Origin of the sequence: Prauserella sediminis (assembly GCF_014195435.1) — a bacterium.
Taxonomy (GTDB): Bacteria; Actinomycetota; Actinomycetes; order Mycobacteriales; family Pseudonocardiaceae; genus Prauserella; species Prauserella salsuginis.
The window spans coordinates 2,420,523-2,444,644 of sequence record NZ_JACIBS010000001.1 but is presented as its reverse complement, the minus strand read 5'-3'; the positions used below and the strand labels follow the sequence as shown (position 1 = coordinate 2,444,644).

The following is a 24,122-nucleotide window of genomic DNA, read 5'->3' as shown; positions in this document are numbered from 1 at the left end:
ACGTCCCGTCCGCGCCGACCAAGGGAGACCGCGCCATGACCATCCTGGTCACCGGAGCCACCGGCAACATCGGCCGCAAGACCGTCGACCACCTGCTGAAACGCGGCGCCACGGACGTCAGGGCGCTCACCAACAACCCGACGAAGGCCGACCTGCCCGACCACGTCGAGGTGGCCGACGGCTACCTGCGCAGGCTCGAGACCCTCCCCGAAGCCTTCGAGGACGTCACCCGCATGTATCTGGCACCGACCCCCGAAACCGTCGAAGGGGTGCTGGAACTGGCCCGCGAGGCGGGCGTCGAGTACATCGTGGATCTGTCCGGCGAGCACGAATCCTGGTGGGGCACGGTCACCCGCGCGGTCGAGGACTCCGGTATCCCGTGGACGCACCTGTGGCCGGGCGATTTCATGGAGAACTCGCTGCTGTGGGTCGACCAGATCCGCCGGACCGGCGCGGTACACGAGCCGTATCCCGACGCCACCAGCGCGCCGATCGCCATGGACGACATTGCCGCCGTCGCCGCCACCGCGCTACTCGATCCGACGCCGGGCACGTCGCATCCACTCACCGGGCCCGAGGCGCTCACCCGCACCGAGCAGGTCGCCCACCTCGCCGCAGCGACGGGCAGCGACCTCCGGTTCGTCACGTCGTCACGCGAGGACACCCTCGCTCACCTGCAACCTTCGATGGGCGAGAACGCCGAGTTCTACGTCGACAACGTCCTCCCGCTGCTCGACGCCGAACCGACCCCGGCCAACGCCACGGTCGAAGCCGTCACCGGCACGCCGGCCACGACGTTCGCCGACTGGGCACGCGCCAACGCCGACGCCTTCCGCTGACCGTCCCGGCGCGGCGCCCCACAGAACGCGGCGGCGCGTCGGCGTGTCCCCGCGAGGAGTGACGGCCTGGGCGCTTGGTGGGCGCAACACCGCCCCTGGAAAGCCCCACACGGTCCCCAGCGGCCGCAACACGGGCCCCCGAGAACGCAACGCCTCCGGGAGTTACGACACGGGCTTCCGGAGGACGCGACACGACCCCCGGAAAGCGCAACGCGGTTCCCGAGAACGCAGTCGCGCAGCTACGCGGCCATGAGGTGTGTCGGCCGGGTGCGAAAGGCGGGAGCAACACGCGGGACTGAGTGCAGGACGCGTCTGGGTGCAGAACACGCGCGTCTGAGTGCAGAACACCCGCGTCTGAGTGCAGAACACGCGGATACGAAAACGGCGGGCACCGCCTACGCGGTGCCCGCCGTTTCTGCCTACTCGGCCGATTCGGTCTGCCTACTCGGCCAGTCCGGTCTGCCTACTCGGTGGTCGTCACTCCGACTCGGTCTCGCCGGAGCCCGAACCCGAGCCTTCCTCACCGGCGGCCATGCTGACCGGCGGCGCGTCCGGAACGTCGATCGGCTTCTGCTCACCGCGGAAGGTGAACGTCGCCTGATCGTCCTTCTCGTCGCCGACTTCCCAGCCCTCGACGTCCACGATGATGATCTGGCCCGGCTCGACCTCGCCGAACAGGATCTTCTCGGACAGCTGGTCCTCGACCTCGCGCTGGATGGTCCTGCGGAGCGGACGGGCACCGAGCACCGGGTCGAAGCCGCGCTTGGCGAGCAGCGCCTTCGCACGGTCCGTGAGCTCGATGGCCATGTCCTTGCCCTTCAGGGCCTCCTCGACACGCGTGACCATGAAGTCGACCATCTCGATGATCTGGTCCCGCGTGAGCTGGTGGAAGACGATGATGTCGTCGATCCGGTTGAGGAACTCGGGCCGGAAGTGCTTCTTCATCTCCTCGTTGACGCGCTGCTTCATCTTCTCGTAGCGCGTCACCTCGTCGTTGCCCGACGAGAAGCCGAGGCTGACGGACTTCGAGATGTCCGACGTGCCCAGGTTGGAGGTGAAGATCAGCACCGTGTTCTTGAAGTCGACCGTGCGGCCCTGACCGTCGGTCAGGCGGCCGTCCTCCAGGACCTGCAACAGGGTGTTGTAGATCTCCTGGTGGGCCTTCTCGATCTCGTCGAACAGGACCACCGAGAACGGCTTGCGGCGCACCTTCTCGGTGAGCTGGCCGCCCTCCTCGTAACCGACGTAGCCCGGAGGGGCACCGAACAGCCGCGAGGCGGTGTAGCGGTCGTGGAACTCGCCCATGTCGATCTGGATGAGCGCGTCGTCCTCACCGAACAGGAAGTTCGCCAGCGCCTTGGACAGCTCGGTCTTACCGACACCGGACGGGCCGGCGAAGATGAACGAACCGGACGGGCGCTTCGGGTCCTTCAGGCCGGCGCGGGTGCGGCGGATCGCCTGCGACACGGCCTTGACCGCGTCCTCCTGGCCGATGATCCGCTTGTGCAGCTCGTCCTCCATGCGGAGCAGACGCGTCGTCTCCTCCTCGGTGAGCTTGAACACCGGGATGCCGGTCCAGTGGGCGAGGACCTCGGCGATCTGCTCGTCGTCGACCTCGGCGACGACGTCCAGGTCACCGTCCTTCCACTGCTTCTCGCGCTCGGACTTCTGCGACAGGAGCGTCTTCTCCTCGTCGCGCAGGGATGCGGCCCGCTCGAAGTCCTGGCCGTCGATGGCCGACTCCTTGTCCCGGCGCACGTCGGCGATCTTCTCGTCGAACTCGCGCAGGTCCGGCGGAGCGGTCATCCGGCGGATGCGCATCCGGGCGCCCGCCTCGTCGATCAGGTCGATCGCCTTGTCCGGCAGGTACCGGTCGTTGATGTAGCGGTCGGCCAGCGTGGCGGCGGCGACCAGCGCGGAGTCGGTGATCGACACGCGGTGGTGCGCCTCGTAGCGGTCGCGCAGGCCCTTGAGGATCTCGATCGTGTGCTCGAGCACCGGCTCGCCGACCTGGATCGGCTGGAAGCGGCGCTCCAGTGCGGCGTCCTTCTCGATGTACTTGCGGTACTCCTCGAGCGTCGTCGCACCGATGGTCTGCAGCTCGCCGCGGGCCAGCATCGGCTTGAGGATGCTCGCGGCGTCGATCGCGCCCTCGGCTGCACCCGCGCCGACGAGCGTGTGCAGCTCGTCGATGAACAGGATGATGTCGCCGCGGGTCTTGATCTCCTTGAGGACCTTCTTCAGGCGCTCTTCGAAGTCACCGCGGTACCGCGAGCCCGCGACCAGCGAGCCGAGGTCCAGCGTGTAGAGCTGCTTCTCCTTCAGCGTCTCGGGCACCTCGCCCTTGACGATGTTCTGCGCCAGGCCCTCGACGACGGCCGTCTTGCCGACACCGGGCTCGCCGATCAGCACCGGGTTGTTCTTGGTGCGGCGCGACAGCACCTGCATGACGCGCTCGATCTCGGAGTTCCGGCCGATCACCGGGTCGAGACCGCCGTCGCGCGCAGCCTGCGTCAGGTTGCGGCCGAACTGGTCGAGCACCAGCGACGAGGACGGGGTGCCCTCACCGCGGCCGCCGCCGGCCTCCTGCGGCTCCTTGCCCTGGTAGCCGGACAGGAGCTGCAGCACCTGCTGGCGCACGCGGTTGAGGTCCGCGCCGAGCTTGACCAGGACCTGGGCCGCGACGCCCTCACCCTCGCGGATGAGACCGAGCAGGATGTGCTCCGTACCGATGTAGTTGTGGCCGAGCTGCAGCGCCTCGCGCAGCGACAGCTCCAGCACCTTCTTGGCACGCGGCGTGAAGGGGATGTGTCCGCTCGGGGCCTGCTGCCCCTGGCCGATGATCTCCTCGACCTGCTGACGGACGCCCTCCAGCGCGATACCCAACGACTCGAGCGCCTTGGCGGCGACACCTTCACCCTCGTGGATCAGACCCAGGAGGATGTGCTCGGTGCCGATGTAGTTGTGGTTGAGCATCCGGGCCTCTTCTTGGGCCAGGACGACCACCCGCCTCGCGCGGTCGGTGAACCTCTCGAACATTCCCACTCCCTCGACTGCTGCGCCGGCGGCCCGACCCATCGGTTCCTCGTGATGGGTTCGGCACCGTAAGACCACTCTAGTAGCCATGCGTGTCCGGTGGCCTACCACTCACATGAATCCGGCGGGTCCCGCGGCGGGCTCGCCGGATCCTGCCATTTCCGGGTTGTCGCTGGCTATGGCGCTGTTTCCGCTGGGTGCAACGAGTACGCGGCGGCCGCGATTCCCCTACCCCGGGCGTGTCCGCTTCCGGCGAACACGCCCGTGAGCCCGCGTCACGCGCCGTGTGCAGCCGGTTCGCGTTCCCACTGTTCCACCATCGTGTCACCCGCCTGGCGCAGTCCACCCTTGCGGTTAAGGTTAGCCTCCCTTAAGTACTCCGGCGTCGGGGGCACCCGTCGTCGCGTCGTCACACCGTTGGAGCAAGCCGTGACCGTCGACCGATCCGTGCGTGACGCTGCACACAGCGTCGACGGCGAAGCGGCCGTCCGGGGCGGCACGGATACCCACGCCGACACGGCCATCCCGTCCCGTCCCGACAGGGCCGGCACGAGCAGGTCCGATACCGACGGGGCCGGCACCGCCCGCAGCACCCGGCCCGGTACGCCCGGGCTCGGCACCACTCGGATCGGCGACCGCGCCACCGACACCGCCCGCAGCACCGCCCTCGGCGCGTCGCTCGCCCGGATCGACGCGGCCCAGGACCGGTTCACGCTCACCGCCTCGGCCTCCGGCCCCGACTGGATCCGCTGCTCCGACCTGCTCGACGACCCGCAGCACCTCACCGCCTGGTGGGCACGCACCACCCAGTGGCTGCAGGACACCTACGGCGAAGCGCCGGGCCGTACCGCACTGGCCTACGTCATGTCCTGGTACCTGCGCATCCCCGCGTACGCGGGGGCGGCCCTGCTGTTCCACGAGCGCCGCGTGCCCTCACTGCGCCCCGACGACCTCGCCGTGCGCCTTGCCACCGACGGACGGCCGAGCCCCGAGGCGATCGCCGTACTCGGCAAGGGCTTCGCGTGCCTGCCGTTCGACCCGGCATGCGCCGACCCGCAGACCTCGGTCGCCGCCGACGAACGCGAACTCGCCGCCATACTGCGGGGCCGCTACACGGGCCACGCCGCCCGGTTCGTCCGCACCTACCGCCGCGCCGGCCGGATCGGCACACACACCCTGTGGTCGGCCGCCACGGACGCGCTCGACGACTGCCTCTGGTGGGCCGGGCGCGACTGCGGCGACGAGGGCGCCGGGGTCGCCGACGCCACGCTGGTGCTCGACGCCCCGTTCGCACCGCTGACGTCGCCGTCGACGCTCGGCACCGACGACGACGGCTGGGCGAGGCGGCGGCAGAGCTGCTGTTTCACCCACCTGCTCCCCGGCCGCGACGAGTGTGCCGGCTGCCCCCGGCTCCGCCGCCGCACCCCGGAACGGCAGCCCTGGGACCGGAACCACGAGGCCCCGAACTGCGAGGACCGGCACCGCGGGGACTAGCGCACGGCCCACTCGCGCGGCCGTACCGGCGAGCGGCCCGGCTTCCCGTGCTGGTGCGCCACGCGGTTCGCCGGCAGGACCGCCAGGCCGAATCCCTCCCCGCCATTCCCAGTGCACCGTCCGTCACGGGCTCCGGCGCGGGGACCTTCACGTCCGAACCGAACGCCCCGCCCGCCTGCCGCCCCATCCGCCCGCCGAATTCAGCACACGGCGCCGGGCGGGGACCCGCATCAGATTCCGACGAGGACCGCAGGCGAGTTCTCTCGCGGCCACAGGAACCGGAGGGGCGATCGCGTTGTCGTCCGTGCTCGGCCCATCGAACCGCGGCGGACGCGAAGCCGCCCGCCGATACGCGATATCGCCTCCGCACCGGCAGATCCGTTCGCGGCGTAAGCGGGATCACAAACACGAAGGGCCTCCCGGCGACTACCGGGAGGCCCTTCGAAGGCTCGTTCGAACGCGGGCGGCGACGTGCGCGCCCGCGGAATGCCCACTCAGTTCTTGCGGTGGTAGGCGTCGACAACCTCGGACGGGATACGGCCGCGGTCGGAAACGTCGTAACCGTTCTTGCGCGCCCAGGCACGAATCGCCTGGTTCTGTTCACGGTCGACCGCAGCACTACGGCCTGCCTGCGGCTTCGACGCGGTGGCGCGGGTCGTGCGCTTGCGACCGCCCGCCCGGCGGGCGTGCTCGACGTACTGCGCGAGCGCGTCACGCAATTCCTCGGCGTTTTCCGCCGAGAGATCGATCTCGTACGTCACACCGTCCAGACCGAACTCGACGGTCTCTTCCGCCTCCGACCCGTCAAGGTCGTCGACGAGGGAGACGAGAACCTTCTGCGCCATCCTTGTTTTCCTCCTGTGAAACCTGCGATAGACCGATGAGACCGCCGATCCCCATCGGTGCCGGAAACCTCATGGAACCGTACAACCGAACCGGCTTGCCGATCCGGCCGGGCCAGCCGTCCCCATGAGGCAAAGTCGGGGAACTGCTGACAGTAATACCCCTGCGAACTCATAAAAGCAAATCAGGCGCCCGAGTTTTGTCGGGTTTCCCGATGGATGGGAGACGACTTCGCCTCGCCTCCCATCCAGACGGGTAGATCGAAACTATTCGGGCCGGACCAGCGGAAACAGGATGGTTTCCCGGATACCGAGGCCGGTGAGGGCCATGAGCAGCCGGTCCACTCCCATTCCGGCGCCGCCGGTAGGCGGCATTCCGTACTCGAGCGCCCGAAGGAAATCCTCGTCCAGCTGCATGGCCTCGGCGTCACCGCCTGCCGCCAGCTTGGACTGAGCCGTCAGCCGCTCCCTTTCGATGACCGGATCGACCAGTTCGGAGTAGCCGGTGGCCAGCTCGAATCCCCGCACATACAGGTCCCACTTTTCCGCGATCCCCGGCTTGGTCCGGTGCGCACGCGTGAGCGGCGAGGTTTCCTCGGGGAAGTCCCGCACGAATGTCGGCGCGTACAGATGGTCGCCGACGAGCTCTTCCCACAGTTCTTCAACCAGCTTGCCGTGGGTGAGCTTCGGATCGACCTCGACGCCACGCGCCTCGGCGACGGCGTGCAGTTTCTCGGCCGTCGTTTCCGGGGTGACTTCCTCACCGAGTGCTTCGGAGAGCGACTCGTACATTGTGATCGACGCCCACTCGCCGGAGAGGTCGTACTCCGTTCCGTCGTGGAGCGTGACGATCTGTGAACCGAATGCGGCGACCGCGGCTTCCTGGACGAGCTGTTTCGTCAGGTCGGCGATTGTGTCGTACGTCGCATACGCCTCGTAGTATTCGAGCATCGCGAACTCGGGGGAATGCGACGAGTCGCTGCCCTCATTCCGGAAGTTGCGGTTGATCTCGAAGACCTTCTCGATACCACCGACGACGCACCGCTTGAGATACAGCTCCGGGGCGATACGAAGGTAGAGGTCCATGTCGAAGGCGTTGGAATGGGTCGTGAACGGCCTGGCGGAAGCCCCGCCGTGCAACGTCTGCAACATCGGCGTCTCGACCTCGGTGAATCCGCGGCCGTGGAAAGAATCGCGCAGTGCACGAAGCACGTTCGCGCGCGTGCGCACGACCTCACGGGCCCGCGGCCGCACGATCAGATCGGCGTAGCGCTGCCGGACCCGGGATTCCTCCGACATCTCCTTGTGCGCGACCGGCAGCGGGCGCATCGCCTTCGACGTGAGCTGCCACGAATCGGCCATGACCGACAGCTCGCCGCGCTTGGAGGTGATCACCTCACCGTGGACGAACACGTGGTCGCCGAGGTCGACATCGGATTTCCACGCCGACAGCGACTCCTCGCCGACGTTGGCCAGGCTCAGCATGGCCTGCAGCTCGGTAGCGTCGCCCTCCCGCAACGTGGCGAAGCACAGCTTGCCGGTGTTGCGCATGAACATGACGCGGCCGGTGACGCCCACGACGTCACCGGTCTGCGTGTCCGCTGCCAGGTCCGGGTGAGCGGCACGCACCTGCGCGAGCGTGTGCGTGCGCGGCACCTCGACCGGATACGGCTCGACACCGCCGGTGAGCAGGCGGTCGCGCTTGTCCCGGCGCACCCGCATCTGCTCCGGCAGGTCGTCGTCGCTCTGGGAGTGTTCCGGGATATCGCTCATGCGCACCAGCGTACGAATGGCCGAGGCGAGCTCGTGAACCGGCTCCTGCCATCGACCGAACCGTCGCGCGGGTGCTAATTCCGCCGGGCGGCGCGGCCGGTACCGCGCTCCGGATTCCGTTCGTGGACGAGCCGGAGACCCAGCAGCGTGAGATCGGGCCGGTGTTCGGTGATGGTTTCCGATTCGCCCAGCACCAGCGGTGCGAGCCCGCCGGTTGCGATCACCTCGACGGGGCCGTCGCCGAGTTCTTTCGCGATCCTGCGGACGAGACCGTCGACCTGACCTGCGAAACCGAACAGAATGCCGGATTGGAGGCATTCCACGGTCGTCTTCCCGATCACCGAACGCGGCGGTGTCAACTCCACCTTGCGCAACGCCGCCGCCCGGGAGGCGAGCGCGTCGACGGAGATCTCGATGCCCGGTGCGAACGCGCCGCCGAGGAACTCACCCTTCGCCGAAATCGCGTCGACGTTCGTGGACGTGCCGAAGTCGACGACGACACAGGCGGTCCCGCACAGGTGGTACGCGGCGAGCGTGTTGACGAGGCGGTCGGCACCGACCTCCTTCGGGTTGTCGACGTGCAGCGGTACGCCGGTGCGCACGCCGGGCTCGACGACGACGGTGGGCACGTCGGCGTAGTAGCGGCCGAGCATCACCCGCAACTCCCGCAGCACGGCGGGCACGGTCGACAGGGCGCTGATCGCGGTGATGCTGTCGGCGTGCTCGCCGAGCAGTCCTCGCATGGTCAGCGCCAGTTCGTCGGCGGTGATCTGCGAGTCGGTGCGCATGCGCCAGTCACGCACCAGTTCGACGCGGGAACCCTCCTCGGGATACAGGCCGAGGGAGATGTTGGTGTTCCCGACGTCGATGGTGAGCAGCACGCGCGCCTCAGCCCTCCGCGTACAACAGGGCGTCGAGGCGGGCGGCGTCGGCGGTCTCGGCCACCGGGTACGCGGGCAGCTCACCCTCGATGAACGCGTGCCCGGTGTCGTCGATCGGCAGCGCACCGGAGACCAGGCCGGAGCCCTCCGGGGCGTGGCCCGCGTCGGCTCCGCGGTCGGCGATGCGGTTGTCGGCGTCGACGAAGATGACCCGCGGCCGGAACGTCCTGGCTTCGGCGTCGTCCATCTGGCCGTAGGCGATGAGGATGACGATGTCGCCGGGATGCACCAGGTGGGCGGCCGCGCCGTTGATGCCGAGCACCCCGCTGTCACGCTCGCCCGGGATGACGTAGGTCTCGAGCCGCGCGCCGTTCGTGACGTCCACAATGGCCACCATCTCGCCCGGCAGCAGGTCGGCGGCCTCCATCAAGGTCTCGTCCACCGTCACCGAACCCACGTAGTGCAGGTCGGCCTGTGTGACCGTGGCTCTGTGGATCTTCGACTTGAGCATGGTGCGGTGCATCTTCGACTCCCTTAATACCCCTGCTGAGACGGAGTTGTTCCCACTGGGGCGGCGTTCCGGCCTTCGCCTGCCACGTCGTCGCCCGCCGCGTCATCGCCTGCCACGTCGTCGTGGTCCGCCGCGTCCTGGTCGTCGCCCAGTCCGGCGGCGGCGGCACCGAGCGGCACCGGCGTGTTGTCGATCAGCCTGGTGCGGCCGACCCTGGCCGCGATCAACAACCTGGCCTCACCATCGACGGGTGCGGGCCCCAGATCGGTTCCCCTCAACTCCAAATATTCGATCTTGATTTCCGGGTGCGCCGCCAGTTCCCTGCGTGCGGCTTCCAGCACCGCCTCCGCGCCGTCGGCTCCCGCGTTCACGCCCATCCCCAAGGCGGTCGACAGGACGGCGGCGCTGCGGCGATCCTCTTCGGACAGATACGCGTTCCGCGACGACAGGGCCAGCCCGTCGTCGGACCGCACCGTCGGCACGCCGACGATGCGCGTCTCCAGGTTCAGATCCTCGACCATGCGCTTGACCAGCACGAGCTGCTGATAGTCCTTCTCCCCAAAGAACGCGTAGTGCGGGCGCGTGATGTTCAGCAGCTTGGCCACGACGGTGAGCATGCCGCCGAAATGCCCCGGCCGCATCTCGCCCTCGAGTTCGCCGCCGAGCGGACCGGGGTCGAGCGTCACCGTGACGCCCGATTCGCCGTACAGGTCCTCGACCTCGGGGACGAACGCGAGCTCGACGCCGAGTTCCCGCAGCGTCTCGAGGTCGTGTTCGAGCTCGCGCGGGTAGGCGTCGAAATCCTCGCCCTCGCCGAACTGCAGCGGGTTCACGAAGATCGACACCGCGACGATCGTGTTCGGCAGCCGCTTGGCCCTGCGGATCAGTTCGCGGTGCCCGGCGTGCAGCGCACCCATCGTGGGCACGAGCGCGACGTTGCGGCCGACCCCGCGGAGCGCAGCCGTCACCTGCGACGCCTCCGTGGGACGGCGGTAGACGTTGAGCTCGCCTCGCGTGAACTTGGGCGTGTGCTTCGGGAAGGTCATGGGAGGTTCTCTGCCTGTCACGATCGGTTGTCGAGGAGGTTTTCCAGTTCGGCTGCCGCGTCGTCGCCGAGCAGCCCGGCGAGTCTCGCCCGCGCGACGGTGCGGCGCGCCAGCGCGGCGTAGGTCGGTTCGACGTCCGGCGCCCGCTCCGCCAGCACCCGCAGGTGTGCGGTCACGGTGCCGGTGTCACCGCGTGCGACCGGCCCGGTCAGGGCGCGGCCGTGGTGGCGGAGCGAGTTGTCGAGCGAAGCCGACAGCAGCGGCGCGACGACCCGGTCCGGGTGATCGACGCCGGCGTCGGCGAGCAGGTCGACACAGTCGGCCACGACCGTGGCCAGGTGATTGGCGCCGTGGGCCAGTGCCGCGTGGTAGATCGGACGGGCGGCCTCGGGCACGCGGACGGGCTCGGCGCCCATCTCGACGGTCAGCGCCTCCCCGACGTGCCAGGCCGCGTCGTCACCCGACGTCGCGGTGATGCCGACACTCGCCGTGGTCAGCCGGTCCAGGTCCTCGGCGCGACCGGTGAAGGTCATGACCGGGTGCAGCGCCAGCGGCAGCGCACCCGCGTCGGAGGCGGCACGCAACGCACCTACGCCGTGGGCACCCGACGTGTGGACGACGATCTGGCCGGAGCGCAGCGCACCGGCACCCGCCAGGCCCGCGGTCATCGACTCGAGGACGTCGTCGGGCAGCGCCAGCAGCACCAGATCGGCGCGGCGGGCGACCTCGTCGGGCGGCAGGATCTCGGCGTCCGGCAGCAGGCGTTCGGCGCGCAGCACGGACGCGTCCGACACCGCGCTGACCGCGGTCACGACATGTCCGGCGCGGGTCAGTGCCGCACCGAGAACACTGCCGACGCGTCCCGCCGACACGACGCCCACCGCGAGGCGGGCAGGCCGCGTCATCGCGCGCCCCTTCGGAGGCTCATGGCCGCAAAACTCCCAAAACTCGTTCCAGTCCCGACCTCGTCGCGGGTACCAGACGACGCCGCGAGCGTAGCGCCGATCCGGACGTCGTCACGCGCTCGGGTGACCAGCTTCACCCGCTGCCCGCGAGGCTCACGGCGTCGGCCCGCGCCTGCCTGGCCTCGGCGAGCAGGCCGTCGTGACGGGCGCGGTCGCCGTCGGTCGTCACACCCCTGCGCCGCAGGAACGCCAGCTCGGTCACGGCGGCCTGGTAGTCCCCGACGGCCCGCGCAGCCTCGGCACCCGATTCGCGGCGTGCCTGCCTCCGCCACTGCCTGCGGGCGGCCAGGTCCGACAACAGCTCGATCTCCGAAGGGGCGATCCAGCCGCGACGGGCCATCGCAGGCAGCGCCCCGGCCACGATCCGCTGCTCGCGGCGACGCTGCCACACCACGATCAGGCCGACGCCGATGAACAACGGAGCCATGATCAGGAAGTACACGTTGAGGAACGTCCGCGCCCCGCCGAACGTCGCCGCGGCGTTCCACAGCGCGTGCAGGCACACGGCACCGACATAGGCCGCCACGGGCAACGTGAACCGGGCGGCGCCGTAGTAGCGCTTCTGCACCGTGAGCGCCACACCGATACCGATGACCACGGAGAACAGCGGATGCGCGAACGGCGACATCACCCCGCGCAGCGTGAACGCCGCGAGCACGCCCGAGGACATGCCGCCACCGAAACCGGCCTCGTTGAACGCGCTGGCGAAGTAGTAGACGTTCTCGGTGAACGCGAACCCGGCCGCGCTGAAACCCGCATACACGATGCCGTCGACCACGCCGTTGAACTCGCTCCGCCGGTGCAGCAGCACCGCGACGAGCGGTACGGCCTTGATCGCCTCCTCCACCAGCGGAGCGGAGATGACGGTCGCGATCCTGCTGCCGCCCTCGAAGCCGAGGAGGTAGTCGCCGACGCTCTTGGCGGTGTCGTTGACCAGCAGCGCCAGCAGCGTTGCCACGCACGCTCCCCACAGGAACGTCAGCAGCAGGTACTTGGCGGGTTCGGGTTCCCAGCGGTCGACCCACAGCAGCGCGGCCGTGACGATCGAGACCGGCACCACGGCGGCGATCACGCCGACGATCACGGGCAGCGCCCCCGCCTGGACGGTGACGAGCCCGAAGACGATCAGGCCGCAGATCGCGACCGCGACCATGCCGGTCACCGGCACCAGCACGGTGACCAGACGTGTCATGTTCCGCCGGGCGTGCCGCACGACGGTCGCCGCTCCGTTCACGCCGCGCAGGGTAGTAGCCGGCCCCGATGCCCGGGTGAGTGATACGGACCGGCGAGCGTCGGCGTCACGGGATGACAGCGCCCTCCGCGGCACCCGGCCGCGGAGATCGCGACCACGGTGCCCCGGAGGGCGCGGCGTGACGAAGCGGGGAGGTTCAGTCCTCGGCGCGACGGCGACGGCGCGGCGTCGTGTCGCCCGTGCCGTAGGCGGCGAGGAGTTCGCTCACCGAACGGCCGGAGGAGTGTGAACCGGTGGGCTCGCCGTCCTCGGGATCCGGAGCGCGGCGACGACCGCCGCCGGCCTCGGAGGCCTCCTCGGCCTGCGACTCGTCGTCCTCCGGCTCGGCACGCCGGCGGCGACCACCCGGCTTGCGCGCGAGATCGCGCACCTCGGGCGGCAGCGTCGGGTTGACGACGGAATCCTCGCCGGAGGCCTCGGTCGAGTCGGCCGCGCCGGCGGGCTGCTCGGGGTAAGACATGGGTGGAAGGGGTCCCTTCGCGATCGGTTGTTCCGCCTGAGCCACCTCGGGTGCCGGCTCGACGGCCTTCGGAGCGCCGGCGCGTGTGTCACGCGCCCCTCCGGAGTCTCTCTCGGGGATCTGAGCGTAAGCGGTCTGTGATCCGGGCTTGTCCATACCCTGACCAGCCGACGCCCCAGGTTGCGAGGCAGAACGCGCACGCGCACCCGCTTCACTCTCCTGAGTGAGGCCAACGTCACGTCGATTTTGACCCTCATTGCGGGATTCGTTCGGCCGTGAGGGTGACCCCGTGGATCGGTCCTGCTCGGCCGCAGGCGCCACGGGCTGCTGCGCCGTGGCGGCTGCCGCGTTCCGCTCCCGCTGGTCGGAACCACCGCGGCTGCCCTCGCGCGGTTCCTGACCGGTCCGGCTCGGCTGCCCTGCCGGCTGCTGCGACGAACGCGACTCGGCGGCACGCGGCGGAACCGGACGGGCGGGCGCCGGCGGCTGGGGCGACTTCACCCCAGGCTCCGGCGACTGCGACCGGCCCGGCGCCTGCGGAGCGCCCGCGCGCTGTGCCGGACGGAAACGTTCCTTCGCCGTCGCGGCTTCGCGGGCACGTACGCGGCGCGTCGGGTCCTCGTCGGGCGAACCGGCCGGCGCGCCGCCTGCCCGGTCACCGGCACCGGACCCGCCGTCCGCGCGGCCGTCGGGCGCGGCCTCGGTGCGGTCGTCGTCGAGGGCGCCGTCGTCGAATTCCCCGTCGTCGTCGAACCCACGGTCGTCGAAGGCCGTCGACATGCCGGGGCCGGCCTGAGTGCGAGCGGCGTGAGATTCCGAAGGACCCCGCTGCGGCCGCCCGCCACCCTGCTGCGGTCGAGCCTGCCGCGTCGCCGCAGGCTGAGACTGTGCCAGCTGCTGAGACTGTGCCGACTGCGGGGACGGTGCCGTCGGCCTGGACGGTGCCGGGTGCGCCTTCCGCGCGGGCGGCGCCTGTTTCGCACCGGGGCGTTGCTGCGGCGGCACCGGAGGCGAACCCGCCTGCTGGCGCCGCTGGGGACCACGGGCCTTACGAGGAGCGCCACGCGGATCCGCGGCCGGTGCCGGAGCCGGAGCGCGGTCGGTGTCCGACTCGTCATCTACGTCGGCGCCGTCGTCGGTGTCGTCGGCGTCGTCGGCGTCGTCGGCACCGGAGTCGTCGGCGTTGTCGTCGGCGCGGGCCGCCGGTGGTGCGAACCAGGCCGTCGACTGCGATGCCGGGTCGGAACGACCGGGCTGCCGCCGGGGGATCGCACCGTTCGCCGCGCCGGTTCCGTTGACCGCACCGTTGGGCGCGGCACCGTTGGGTCCTGCGCCGTTGGTTCCTGCGCCGTTGGGCGCGGCCGCACCGGCTCCGCCTCCGTTCCGTGCCGCACCGTTCGCCGCAGCACCGTTCGCCGCAGCACCGTTCGCCGCAGCACCGTTCGCCGCAGCACCGTTCGACGTGGCACCGTTCGAAGTGGGCGACGAGCCGTTGCCGCCACGTCCCGCCGTGCCGATGGCCTTGGCGATGGCGCCGGCGTCGCCGCTGTCGGCCTCGACGACGCGGCCGATGAACTCGGTGGGATTCTCGCCGCGGCCCGCGGTCAACCGGGGCTTCTCCGAGCTCTCGCTCGCGGTGACGAGCGGCCGGTCGTCACCGAACGAGCGCATGCGGGTCGACTGGGCGGTGAGTGCGATCCGCTCCCACATCACCTCGCCGCCGAAAAGAGACTGCAGGCTCTCCCGCAGCGACGAGACCTCCGCGCGCAACGCCTCGAGTTCGGCCCGCGACTCGTCCTCGACCCGCTCCCTGGTCTCGGCCTCCACTTCGAGTTCGAACTCGTGACGGGCGGCTACCTCACGCTCCAGTTCCAGTTCGTAGATCTCCTGGGCCTTCGACGCGGCCACCTCGGTTTCCGCCGCCTTCTTGCGGTACCGAGTCGCGAGGAACGTGCCGATGAGCGCCGCCCAGAGGGCGGCCAGGATGCCGAGCCGCAGCAGCCGCATGTCCTCGGCCAGGATCAGAGCGACGGTGGCGCCGAGCGCGAACAGCACGCCCACGGCCGGCCACAGTCGGCCGCCCGATCTGCGGCCGGGCTCGTCCTCACCCTCGCCAGTCATGCCGGATACCGTACCTTCCAGTTGTCCGATCGTGACCTCGTCGGTACTTCGAGCGGCGGGTTCTGATCGCTGGCCGGTCGGTTGTGATCACTCGTTGCGGTCGCCGGTATCCGGTGCGCGACAGCAGTGTTCGAGCCACAACGCGGCACCGATCAACGCCGCTGCACAGCCCGCCCCGACGACGGCGGCCGGCAGATCGTCGGCGGCCGCCGTGATGTCGCTCGCCTGCGGCGCGAGGAACGCCACACCCGCGAGCCAGGCGCCGAGCATGAGGGCCCCGAGTAGCGACGACGCCTTCGCGAGCGCGACCGCACGGGCGATACCGAGCCCCGTGATGACACGTCCCTCGCGGATGCGGGCGCGCACCACGAACGCCAGCACCGTCTCGATCGCGGCCAGCACGAGCAACGTCGTACCCGCGAAAGTCGGCAGGCTCGGCAGTTGGCCGTACGCGAACTCGAAGAGCAGATACACCGCGACGAGCCCGATCAGCCCGGCGACGACCAGCTCGCGAGGGCGCGTGAAGTGCATGTCCCAACCGTACTGGGCAGCCGCGACTCCACGACCCCACGTGCGTGTCCTGCACCCAGACGCGCGTGTCCTGCACTCGGACGCGCGTGTTCTGCGTTCGGACGGGCGAGTTCTGCGTCCGTGTGTCCGTCCGGTCCGGCCCGTCTCCGCATTTGTCGGGCGTCGGTCCGGGATTTGTTGTTGACTCTCCACCGACTGGAGCCTCGAAGCTCGGATTCATGGAGGCGGAGATGACCCCATCGGGCAAGTTCACGATCGGCGAACTGGCACGGCGCACCGGCCTGCCGGTGAAGACGATCCGGTTCTACTCCGACGAAGGTCTCGTGCCTCCCAGCGACCGCACCGCGGCCGGTTACCGGCTCTACGACGTCACTGCACTGGCGCGGCTCGAACTCGTGCGCACGCTGCGCGAGCTCGGTCTGGGCCTCGCCGACATCGAACGGGTGCTCGCCGGTGCGTCGACGGTCGCGGAGCTGGCGAAGGCGCACGTGGCTGCGCTCGACGACCGGCTGCGCGAACTGCGCCACCGCAGGGCCGTGCTGCGGGCGGTCGCGAACCGTGAATCCGAGTTGAAAGAGGTGGAACTGATGAACAAGCTGGCATCGATGTCGGACGAGGAGCGCAAGCGGCTCGTCGACGAATTCTGGGACGAGGTCACCGCAGGCCTGGACGTGGACACGGAGTTCTACGCATGGATGCGGTCCGCCAAGCCCGAGCTGCCGGACGACCCGTCCCCGGAGCAGCTGGAGGCGTGGATCGAGTTCGCAGAGCTCGTGTCCGACGCCGAGTTCCGGGCCCTGATCCGGGGTATGGGTGAACAGCAGGCGCAGCGGCGCGAGGCGGGCCACAACATCGACGCGTTCTCGTGGGCGCAGAAGGACCGTTGGGACGACTGGCACGCACGGGCGCAGGGCTTCTCCGACGCCGGGGTGTCCCCGGCCGCAGCCGAGGGCAAGGAACTGGCCGACGAGATCGTGCGAGCCTCGCTCGGGGAGGGCGACACGTCCGCGTGGTTCGTCGGTGACGGCGTTCCCGAGCCGGTCGACGGCCCCGAGTACCGCACGTGGCTGGCCGGCCAGATCGACACGGGCGGGGACGCCAGGGCCGAGCGCTACTGGCAGCTCCTGGCGATCGTCAACGGCTGGCCGCCCATCCCCAGCCGGATCGCGGCGACGGAGTGGATCGTCTCGGCGGTTCGCGCGTCGGCTTAACCGGCCGACGCGACAGGCGCCCGCATGCTCGACCGTGAGGGGACAGGGCTTTCGACCGCCACCCCTCGCGGGCATGCCGGCGCGTGGCCGCGTTCGATGCCTCGAAGGTGCCCTTGAGGGCACCGCGGGTGGCTCAGAGCGACAGGTCCGTGCGCTTGCGTACGCCGTCGCGGTCGGCCGGGGGCAGGGCGGTGAGCAGGGCGTCAGCCCGTCCGACACCCGGCACCTCGGCGTCCGGGTGGATCTCGAGCCACGGGATGAGCACGGTCGCGCGCTCGGCCGTCCCCGGGTGCGGCAGTCGCAGCTCCGGGTCGGCCGAGCGCACGTCGTCGACCGAAACCACGTCGACGTCGAGCGTCCTCGGGCCCCACCGCTGTTCACGCACGCGCTCGGCCTCACGTTCGAGGGCCTGCCCGGCGCGCAGCCACGCCCAGTGGTCGCGCGCCGGGTCGGCCACGATGCACACCGCGTTGAGGAAGTCGGGCTGATCGGTCACGCCCCAGGGCGCGGTCTCGTACACGCTCGACACCGCGACGAGGCAGTCCCGCAGGCCGTCGACGGCCAGCCGCAGATACGCAAGCCGGTCGCCGAGGTTCGACCCCAGCGACAACACCGCCGTGCTCATCGGACGCCTCCCCGATGCCTCAAAGGCGCCCTCGGCGACGTCCAACTCCGGGAGGTACAGAGCCCACGGAAGATCCGGGGCTCCCGCCCGCCGGCCCGGCCACCACCCCGCACCGGCACGACGACGCGCGGCAGTGCCTGAGTGCCCGAAGGTGCCTTTGGGGGGACGCCACCCGCTGTCCTGCCTGGCGCGGCCGGGGTCAACGCTGCCTCCCGACGGTCACCGCGACGTCGGCGAACGTCAGCGGGATCGGCGCCGTCGGCTTGTGCACCGTCACCTCGACCGCCGACAAACGTTCGTCGGCCATCACCTCGTCGGCGATCCGGCCGGCGACGGCCTCGATGAGGTCGTAGGGCTCGCCGCCCACGATGTCGGCCGCCAACTGCGCCAGCTCGCCGTAATGCAGCGTTTCGGTCAGCTCGTCCGACGCCGCGGCTCGCGTGAGGTCGAGCCACGCCGTGATGTCGACGACGAACTCCTGGCCGTCGCGCTTCTCGTGGTCGAAAACGCCGTGCCTGCCGAACACCCGCAGGCCGGTCAGTGTGATGCGGTCGCGCACCTGCGCCGGCGTGTCCGGCCCGCTCACCGGCCGCCCTCGGCCCAGGCTGCGGCGACCTTCACCGCGTCCAACGACGCGCCGACGTCGTGCACCCGTACGCCCCACGCCCCGGCGGCCGCGGACAGTGCGGAGATCGACGCCGTGGCCACTTCCCTGCCCGACGCGGGCCGTGGTTCACCGTCGGCGTCGGCCAGCAGCGCGCCGAGGAATCGTTTCCGCGAGGCGCCCACCAACACGGGAAAGCCCATGTCGATGAACTCGTCGAGCCGGTGCAGCAGCGCCCAGTCGTGCTCCGCGCGCTTGGCGAAACCCAAGCCCGGGTCGAGCACGATCGCGTCGTCGGCCACACCGGCTGCCAGCGCCTCGTCGATCCGCGCGCGCAGCTCGTCCCGCACCTCGGCCACCACGTCGGTGTACTCGGCGAGCGCGTTCATGTCTTTGCTGTGACCGCGCCAGTGCATGATCACAAATGGGGCGCCGGTCTGCGCGGCGACCTTCGTCATGTCCGGGTCGGCCAGTCCGCCGGAGACGTCGTTGATGATCCGCGCGCCCGCTTCGACCGCGGCCTCGGCGACCGCTGCGCGCGTGGTGTCGACCGACAGCCGGAGACTGTCGGCCGCGAGCTGTCGCACCACCGGCACGACCCGCGCCAGTTCGGTGTCTGCGTCCACCCGCTCGGAACCGGGCCGCGTCGACTCGCCGCCGACGTCGATGATGTCGGCGCCGCGCTGCCACATCGCGTGTGCGTGCGCGAGCGCGTCCTCGCGGCTCAGGTATCTGCCGCCGTCGGAGAACGAGTCCGGCGTGACGTTCAGGACGCCCATCACCGCACAGCGATCCACCGTCGGAATGCGCTCGTTCACCGGCTCCCCTTGATCAGCTGCAACGCTTCGGCACGCGAGGTCGCCGAACGTTCCATGATCCCGCGGACCGCCGACGTCGTGGTGCGTGCGCCCGGCTTGCGGATACCCCGCATCGCCATGCACAAATGCTCGGCTTCGATCACCACGATCACACCGCGCGGGTTCAGCCTGCGGTCCAGCGCGTCGGCGACCTGGGTCGTCAGCCGTTCCTGCACCTGCGGCCGCTTCGCGTACAGGTCGACGAGCCGGGCCAGCTTCGACAGGCCCGTCACCTTGCCCTGCGCGTTCGGGATGTAGCCGACGTGCGCCACCCCGTGGAACGGCACCAGGTGGTGCTCGCACTGGCTGTACAACGGGATGTCCGTCACCAGCACGAGCTCCTCGTGGCTCTCGTCGAACGTCCGGTCCAGCACGTGGTCCGGATCGTTGTACAGCCCGCCGAACATCTCGCGGTACGCCCGCGCCACCCGCGCGGGCGTTTCCCTCAGCCCGTCGCGGTCCGGGTCTTCCCCACAGGCGAGCAGCAGTTCGCGCACTGCGGCCTCCGCACGCGCCTGATCGAACGACCGGCCCGTGGCACGCGGTGCGTCGACGCTGTCCTCGTCGACCACCGCGTACCCGTTCTCGGAGATCTCGCTAGCGATGGTGACCGTCCTGCTCGTCGGAGCCGCCCTCGTCCTGTGGGCGCTGTTGCGGCTGGGGATTCGGGTTGGGCTGGGCCCACGGTCGCGTCGGCCGCGGGTTCGGCGACGTCGCGGGCGTCCACCCGGGAGGCGCGCCGTAGTTCGGCGGGCCCGCGGGCCGCGACCCCGGCTGCTGACCGTACGGCTGGCCCGGCTGGCCCTGACCGCCGCCCTGCTGCGGTCCCGGCCATTGCCGACCACCGTTCTGGCCACCGTTCTGCCCGTGCGTGCCGTTCGGACCCGACGGCGGCGCGTACGGGTTGTACGAACCGGGAGCCTGCTGGTCGTCCTGCGGTCCACCCTGCGGCGCTCCACCTTGCGGCGCCCCGCCCTGCGGCTGACTGCCTTGCGGCGCCCCGCCCTGCGGCTGGCCCGGCTGCGGCAGCTCGCCGCTCTGCGGTTCCTCCCCGACCACCGGAGACTGCGGGGCTGGCGCCGCGACGGGCGCGGGCTCCGGCTGCCGCGGCGGTTCCGGTTCGGGCCACGGCTCACCCCGCTCGGCGGCCAGCTCGCGCGGCGTCTTGATCGGCGGCTTGTCCGAAGGAAGCCGGTCGCCGAACTCGTTGAACACCGTGATCCGCGGGCGCTTCTCGACGGCCGAGAAGATCCGCTCGAGGTCGCGGCGCTGCAGCGTCTCCTTCTCGAGGACCTCGACCACCAGCTCGTCGAGCACGTCGCGGTAGGTGTTGAGCACCTCCCACGCCTCGGTGTGGGCGGTCTCGATCAGCTTGCGGACTTCCTCGTCGATCTCGTGCGCGACCTCGAGGGAGTAGTTCGCCTGCTGCCCAGCGGCACGGCCCACGAACGGGTCGCCCTGCTCCTGGCCGTACTTCACAGCACCCAGCCGCGGGCTCATGCCGTACTCGGTGACCATCGCGCGGGCGATCTTCGTGGCCTGCTCGATGTCGGAGGACGCACCGGTCGTCGGCTCGTGGAAGACCAGCTCCTCGGCCGTACGTCCGCCCATGGCGAACACCAGCCTGCCGATCATCTCCGAACGGGTCATCAAGTCCTTGTCGTCCTCGGGCACGATCAGCGCGTGCCCGCCGGTACGACCGCGCGGCAGGATCGTCAGCTTGTACACCGGCTCGATGTCCGGCATCGCCCACGCGGCCAGCGCGTGACCGCCCTCGTGATACGCGGTGATCTTGCGTTCCTGCTCGGAGATGATCCGGCTCTTCCTAGCCGGGCCGCCAACCACGCGGTCGACGGACTCCTCCAGGTACGCATCCGTGATCACCGTGCCGTGCTGGCGTGCGGTGAGCAGCGCCGCCTCGTTGATGACGTTCGCCAGGTCCGCACCTGACATGCCGACCGTGCGCTTGGCCAGGCCGTTCATGTCGACGTTCTCGGCCAGCGGCTTGCCCGCGGAGTGCACCTGCAGGATCGCCTCACGGCCCCGCAGGTCCGGCGCGGCGACCGGAATCTGCCGGTCGAACCGGCCCGGCCGCAGCAGCGCCGGGTCGAGGATGTCCGGACGGTTCGTCGCGGCGATGAGGATGATGCCCCCGCGCGAGTCGAACCCGTCCATCTCGACGAGCAGCTGGTTCAGCGTCTGTTCGCGCTCGTCGTGGCCGCCGCCCATGCCTGCACCGCGCTGCCGGCCCACCGCGTCGATCTCGTCGACGAAGATGATGCACGGCGCGTTCTGCTTGGCCTGCTCGAACAGGTCACGGACACGCGAGGCGCCGACACCGACGAACATCTCCACGAAGTCCGAACCGGAGATCGTGTAGAACGGCACGCCGGCCTCACCGGCCACGGCCCGCGCGAGCAACGTCTTACCGGTACCGGGCGGACCGTAGAGCAGCACGCCCTTCGGGATCTTCGCGCCGAGCTGCTGGTACCGACCGGGACTGCTCAGGAAGTCCTTGATCTCGTGCAGTTCCTCGACGGCCTCGTCGGCACCCGCCACGTCGTGGAACGTCGTGGTCGGCATGTCCTTGTTGAGCTGCTTGGCCTTGGACTTGCCGAAGTTGAGGACCTTGTTCCCGCCGCCCTGGGCGTTGTTCATCATCCACATCAGCAGCAGCAACAGGATCCCGAGCGGGATCATGTAGATGAGCATCTGGGTGAAGAACGAGTCCTGCGTGACCGTGGTGTCGAACTTGATGCTCTGACCGTTGTCACCGGAGCCCGTGCGGGCGTCGAGCAGCACGTTGTACAGCTGCCCGGAAGCGCCTCCAGGGAACTTCGTGATGATCTGCTTGGCGTTCTCGCCGTCGACGTTGATGCCCTCGGACAGGTGCAGCTTGAGCTGCTGCTCCTTGTCCTCGAGATTCGCCTCGGTGACGTTGCCGGATTCGATCTGCTGCACGGCCTGCGACGTCGGCACTGCCGTGTAGCCACGGTCGCCGTCGAAAAGCATGCTGAACGCGAAATAGAGCAGCAGAACCGCGACTATCCACAGCAGTGGGTTCTTGAGCAGGCGCTTGCGGTCCATTAGATCCGGCCGTTGAGGCCTCGACCCTCCCTGGTTAGGCGGTGGGTGGTGACTTCCGCCGTCACGGTCTTGTCAACTCCCGCTGGTGCACGGTTCGCACTCCCGCGGCGAATGCCGTTCTATCAGGGTACCGCCCGGTGAACGGGGCCATCGGGGCGTCCTCGACGAAATCCGCGCATCGGCTCCGGCCACCTCGGCAGCCGTCACCGATAAGTCAACGGACACCACCCGGCACATGTTCCCGCTGCGTGCGCGGCATCACCTGATCCACTCGCGACAGCCACGGCCGGACACCGGCCGACGGGCCGCGCCCGCTCAGCGAACGACCCCGGCCAGCAGCTCACCGAGCCTGCTGCGCAGCGTCTTCGCGTCCGCGGGAGCCACGGTCACCCACTCGCTGCCGTCGCTGCCGCTGGCCGACGTGCTCAGGTAACGGCCCGTCGCCGTGTCGAACCACGCCAGCACCGCCGAGCGCTGCTTGTAGCCCAGCTCGTCCCTGCTGTTCGCTGCCAGCTGACCGCCCCGCAGCCTCGGCTGGGCGATCAACTGCGAGTACGCCTCCCGCGGGTCCCTGGCACGGTCGGCGAACCCACCGCGCTTACGACCGTCACCGTCGCCGCCGGTCCTGCCCGCAAGGGCACCGGTACGGTCCGGCCGCGCCTGCAGCGCCTCGCCCAGCGGCAGCGTGATCGACGCTTCGGTGCCGCGCTGCGCCTGCGGAAGCAGGTCGACCACGCCCGAGGCCAGGCCGTCGGGGTAGGCCGCGCGCAGCCGCACCCCCTCACTGTCCTGGATGGCGAGCACCGCCTGCTTGCCGTCCGAGGCGGCGATCGCCCCCACCGGCGGATGCTGGAACTCCGGGATGAACAGTGCATCGACCGTCATCGACGCCCTGCCCAGCAGGTCCAACCAGCCCTCGACCGGGGAGCCCTCGATGCCACGGGCCTCGATCTCCTGCTCGGCGCGGTCCCGCAGCATGCGCCGCTGGTTCTCGGTCTCACCGTGCGAGGCGACCTTGAGCGGGTACGGCAACTCGCCCGCACCCATCCGCTCCCACAGGAAGTCGAACGTGACAGGGCTGAAGAACTCCTGGGTGGTCACGATCCTCCCGACCATTTCGGAACTGGCGATGGTGCTCGTCTGATGCGTGAACATGAACCGACCTCGTCAGCGCTTCTCCCTGCCCGCCGTCACAGCGACGCCGTCGCCGCAGCGCCTGCCGCACCGGCGAGCATTTCGGAAAGGCGGTGCCGCAACGTCGGAGCGTCCGCGGGGGCGATGGTGATCCAGTCCCGGCCGTCCCGGCCGCGACTGGCCTGCGTGAAGTAGCGGCCCGACTCGGTGTCGAACCAGCTGAGTACCGGCATCCGCGTCCGGCCACCGGACGGGTTACGGGCGTTGGCGCCGATCTGCCCGCCCCGCAGTCGCGGCTGCGCGTTGAGCCGGGCGAGGGCCTTGCGGTCGTCGTCCGGCCCCGCCTTGCCGTCGGGACCGGCAGGGCCGCGCCGCTGCAGGAAGTCCACTCCCGACCCGGACAACAGCTGCTCCAGCGGGACGGTGATCGACTTCTCCTCGCCGCGACGTTCGGCGGGCAGCAGCCCCACCACGGCGCTGGCCAGGCCGTCGGCCGGTACCCGGTCGATCGAGTATCCGCCGGAGTCCGAGATCACCAGCACGCCCTGGGGTCCGAGCGCAGCCGCAATCGCCAGATGCGGTTCGTCGTCCGGTGCGTCGACCTGCACGGAGTCCAGGCTCACCTGTGCCGTCGCGAGGCACCCGAACCAGTCCTCGATCAACGGCGCGGGCCTGCCGGACTCGTCGACGAGCCCCCGCGCAGCCAGCTGGGCCAGAGTCTGTGCCCGCAGTGTCGCTCGCTGCTCCAGCGTCTCCCCGTGCGATCGAACCTCGAGCGGATAGGGCAGCTCACCGGCGCCGAACGACTCCCACAGGAAATCGAACTCCAGTGGCGTGAGCCGCTCCGCCAAAG

The 24,122-nt window shown here is 70.0% G+C and carries 19 protein-coding genes and 1 pseudogene; 3 read left to right on the top strand and 17 right to left on the bottom strand.

Annotated elements, in window-relative coordinates; translation table 11 throughout:
* Window positions 1-35: 35 nt before the first annotated feature.
* The gene (locus tag FB384_RS11185) at window positions 36-839 is read left to right on the top strand and encodes an SDR family oxidoreductase (RefSeq protein WP_183782413.1); all 804 of its coding nucleotides are present in this window, start codon (window positions 36-38) and stop codon (window positions 837-839) included.
* A gap of 477 nt (window positions 840-1,316) precedes the next feature.
* Here FB384_RS11185 and FB384_RS11180 read toward each other — a convergent pair whose 3' ends face one another.
* Window positions 1,317-3,878 (bottom strand): ATP-dependent Clp protease ATP-binding subunit, encoded by a 2,562-nt coding sequence (locus FB384_RS11180; protein ID WP_183782410.1) that lies wholly within the window; start codon window positions 3,876-3,878, stop codon window positions 1,317-1,319.
* Between the two features lie 426 nt (window positions 3,879-4,304).
* Here FB384_RS11180 and FB384_RS11175 point away from each other — a divergent pair, with 426 nt between their 5' ends.
* Window positions 4,305-5,369, top strand: a complete 1,065-nt coding sequence (locus FB384_RS11175) for a (2Fe-2S)-binding protein (RefSeq protein WP_228726006.1) — start codon at window positions 4,305-4,307, stop codon at window positions 5,367-5,369.
* A 494-nt stretch (window positions 5,370-5,863) separates the two neighbouring features.
* On the opposite strand, the gene FB384_RS11170 is transcribed toward FB384_RS11175, so the two are convergent.
* The 9 genes and pseudogenes from FB384_RS11170 to FB384_RS11130 all read right to left on the bottom strand — a co-directional run bounded on the left by FB384_RS11170 (window position 5,864) and on the right by FB384_RS11130 (window position 15,751).
* Window positions 5,864-6,214 (bottom strand): histone-like nucleoid-structuring protein Lsr2, encoded by a 351-nt coding sequence (locus tag FB384_RS11170; protein ID WP_183649029.1) that lies wholly within the window; start codon window positions 6,212-6,214, stop codon window positions 5,864-5,866.
* Window positions 6,215-6,478: 264 nt separating this feature from the next.
* On the bottom strand, window positions 6,479-7,984 hold the full coding sequence (gene lysS / locus FB384_RS11165; RefSeq protein ID WP_183782407.1) for a lysine--tRNA ligase: 1,506 nt from the start codon (window positions 7,982-7,984) through the stop codon (window positions 6,479-6,481).
* Between the two features lie 74 nt (window positions 7,985-8,058).
* The gene (locus tag FB384_RS11160; protein WP_183782404.1) at window positions 8,059-8,865 is read right to left on the bottom strand and encodes a type III pantothenate kinase; all 807 of its coding nucleotides are present in this window, start codon (window positions 8,863-8,865) and stop codon (window positions 8,059-8,061) included.
* Between the two features lie 7 nt (window positions 8,866-8,872).
* A complete protein-coding gene (gene panD, locus FB384_RS11155) occupies window positions 8,873-9,388 on the bottom strand; it encodes an aspartate 1-decarboxylase (RefSeq protein ID WP_183782401.1) in 516 nt (171 codons plus the stop codon).
* Between the two features lie 11 nt (window positions 9,389-9,399).
* Window positions 9,400-10,422 carry a pantoate--beta-alanine ligase gene (gene panC / locus FB384_RS11150; protein WP_183782397.1) on the bottom strand — a complete coding sequence of 341 codons (1,023 nt, stop codon included), beginning with the start codon at window positions 10,420-10,422 and terminating at the stop codon, window positions 9,400-9,402.
* A gap of 17 nt (window positions 10,423-10,439) precedes the next feature.
* A pseudogene (locus FB384_RS11145) lies at window positions 10,440-11,336 on the bottom strand (Rossmann-like and DUF2520 domain-containing protein); the annotation flags it as partial.
* Window positions 11,337-11,460: 124 nt separating this feature from the next.
* Window positions 11,461-12,579, bottom strand: coding sequence for a PrsW family intramembrane metalloprotease (locus FB384_RS11140; RefSeq protein ID WP_183785340.1), 1,119 nt, complete (start codon window positions 12,577-12,579; stop codon window positions 11,461-11,463).
* 196 nt (window positions 12,580-12,775) lie between these two features.
* Window positions 12,776-15,220, bottom strand: coding sequence for a DUF6779 domain-containing protein (locus tag FB384_RS11135; RefSeq protein ID WP_183782391.1), 2,445 nt, complete (start codon window positions 15,218-15,220; stop codon window positions 12,776-12,778).
* Between the two features lie 87 nt (window positions 15,221-15,307).
* A complete protein-coding gene (locus tag FB384_RS11130) occupies window positions 15,308-15,751 on the bottom strand; it encodes a DUF3180 domain-containing protein (protein WP_183782388.1) in 444 nt (147 codons plus the stop codon).
* Between the two features lie 230 nt (window positions 15,752-15,981).
* Here FB384_RS11130 and FB384_RS11125 point away from each other — a divergent pair, with 230 nt between their 5' ends.
* Complete coding sequence (locus FB384_RS11125) at window positions 15,982-16,962, top strand: MerR family transcriptional regulator (protein WP_183782385.1); 981 nt, start codon at window positions 15,982-15,984, stop codon at window positions 16,960-16,962.
* 133 nt (window positions 16,963-17,095) lie between these two features.
* Here FB384_RS11125 and folK read toward each other — a convergent pair whose 3' ends face one another.
* From folK to FB384_RS11090, 7 genes are all read right to left on the bottom strand, one after another.
* A complete protein-coding gene (folK, locus tag FB384_RS11120) occupies window positions 17,096-17,587 on the bottom strand; it encodes a 2-amino-4-hydroxy-6-hydroxymethyldihydropteridine diphosphokinase (protein ID WP_183782382.1) in 492 nt (163 codons plus the stop codon).
* A gap of 199 nt (window positions 17,588-17,786) precedes the next feature.
* Window positions 17,787-18,146: a dihydroneopterin aldolase gene (gene folB, locus FB384_RS11115; RefSeq protein WP_183785338.1), complete on the bottom strand. Its 360-nt coding sequence runs from the start codon at window positions 18,144-18,146 to the stop codon at window positions 17,787-17,789.
* 23 nt (window positions 18,147-18,169) lie between these two features.
* Complete coding sequence (gene folP / locus FB384_RS11110) at window positions 18,170-18,970, bottom strand: dihydropteroate synthase (protein WP_183785336.1); 801 nt, start codon at window positions 18,968-18,970, stop codon at window positions 18,170-18,172.
* 35 nt (window positions 18,971-19,005) lie between these two features.
* A complete protein-coding gene (gene folE, locus FB384_RS11105) occupies window positions 19,006-19,620 on the bottom strand; it encodes a GTP cyclohydrolase I FolE (protein ID WP_258937076.1) in 615 nt (204 codons plus the stop codon).
* A 25-nt stretch (window positions 19,621-19,645) separates the two neighbouring features.
* Window positions 19,646-22,135, bottom strand: a complete 2,490-nt coding sequence (gene ftsH / locus FB384_RS11100; protein WP_183782380.1) for an ATP-dependent zinc metalloprotease FtsH — start codon at window positions 22,133-22,135, stop codon at window positions 19,646-19,648.
* Between the two features lie 315 nt (window positions 22,136-22,450).
* Window positions 22,451-23,236: an ESX secretion-associated protein EspG gene (locus FB384_RS11095; RefSeq protein ID WP_183785332.1), complete on the bottom strand. Its 786-nt coding sequence runs from the start codon at window positions 23,234-23,236 to the stop codon at window positions 22,451-22,453.
* Window positions 23,237-23,325: 89 nt separating this feature from the next.
* A complete protein-coding gene (locus FB384_RS11090) occupies window positions 23,326-24,120 on the bottom strand; it encodes an ESX secretion-associated protein EspG (RefSeq protein ID WP_183782377.1) in 795 nt (264 codons plus the stop codon).
* Window positions 24,121-24,122: the final 2 nt, after the last annotated feature.

Excerpts from the sequence above, each read along its gene's own strand:
- FB384_RS11185 (WP_183782413.1), top strand. The coding sequence starts at position 36 with ATGACCATCCTGGTCACCGGAGCCACCGGCAACATCGGCCGCAAGACC.
- FB384_RS11140 (WP_183785340.1), bottom strand. The coding sequence starts at position 12,579 with ATGACACGTCTGGTCACCGTGCTGGTGCCGGTGACCGGCATGGTCGCG.
- FB384_RS11170 (WP_183649029.1), bottom strand. The coding sequence starts at position 6,214 with ATGGCGCAGAAGGTTCTCGTCTCCCTCGTCGACGACCTTGACGGGTCG.
- ftsH (WP_183782380.1), bottom strand. The coding sequence starts at position 22,135 with ATGGACCGCAAGCGCCTGCTCAAGAACCCACTGCTGTGGATAGTCGCG.
- panD (WP_183782401.1), bottom strand. The coding sequence starts at position 9,388 with ATGCACCGCACCATGCTCAAGTCGAAGATCCACAGAGCCACGGTCACA.
- FB384_RS11125 (WP_183782385.1), top strand. The coding sequence starts at position 15,982 with ATGACCCCATCGGGCAAGTTCACGATCGGCGAACTGGCACGGCGCACC.
- folP (WP_183785336.1), bottom strand. The coding sequence starts at position 18,970 with ATGGGCGTCCTGAACGTCACGCCGGACTCGTTCTCCGACGGCGGCAGA.
- FB384_RS11135 (WP_183782391.1), bottom strand. The coding sequence starts at position 15,220 with ATGACTGGCGAGGGTGAGGACGAGCCCGGCCGCAGATCGGGCGGCCGA.
- FB384_RS11180 (WP_183782410.1), bottom strand. The coding sequence starts at position 3,878 with ATGTTCGAGAGGTTCACCGACCGCGCGAGGCGGGTGGTCGTCCTGGCC.
- folK (WP_183782382.1), bottom strand. The coding sequence starts at position 17,587 with ATGAGCACGGCGGTGTTGTCGCTGGGGTCGAACCTCGGCGACCGGCTT.
- FB384_RS11130 (WP_183782388.1), bottom strand. The coding sequence starts at position 15,751 with ATGCACTTCACGCGCCCTCGCGAGCTGGTCGTCGCCGGGCTGATCGGG.
- panC (WP_183782397.1), bottom strand. The coding sequence starts at position 10,422 with ATGACCTTCCCGAAGCACACGCCCAAGTTCACGCGAGGCGAGCTCAAC.
- lysS (WP_183782407.1), bottom strand. The coding sequence starts at position 7,984 with ATGAGCGATATCCCGGAACACTCCCAGAGCGACGACGACCTGCCGGAG.